The organism is Streptomyces turgidiscabies Car8 (assembly GCF_000331005.1).
GTDB classification, from domain to species: domain Bacteria; phylum Actinomycetota; class Actinomycetes; order Streptomycetales; family Streptomycetaceae; genus Streptomyces; species Streptomyces turgidiscabies.
In genome coordinates this window covers 1-301 of record NZ_AEJB01000591.1, presented here as the reverse complement: position 1 = coordinate 301, position 301 = coordinate 1, and the positions used below count along the sequence as shown (strand labels likewise).

Sequence of the window (301 nt, the reverse complement as noted above, 5' to 3'; positions counted from 1 at the left end):
TGAGTCACGGCTCCAGCACGACCTTGCCGGTCGTGCCGCGGTTTTCGAGGGCGTGGTGGGCGGTGGCTGCTTCGGCGAGCGGGAAGCGGTGTACGGCCGGGGTGAGGCGGCCGGTGGCGGCTTCGGTGAGGGCGCGGAGTTCCAGGGTGCGGAGGGGGTTGGGGCCGCCTGTCTTCTTCAGCATCTCCGGGCCCAGGACTTGTCGGGAGACGCCCTCGACCAGGTAGGGGCCGCCGGTGTGGATGCCTTGGGCGGACAGCCGAAGACGAGGTGTTGTCCGGTGGGGGAGAGGAGGGCTGTG

The 301-nt window shown here is 70.8% G+C and carries 1 pseudogene; it reads right to left on the bottom strand.

Annotated elements, in window-relative coordinates:
- Nucleotides 1-4: 4 nt before the first annotated feature.
- Nucleotides 5-301: pseudogene (locus STRTUCAR8_RS50845) on the bottom strand (zinc-binding dehydrogenase); the annotation flags it as partial.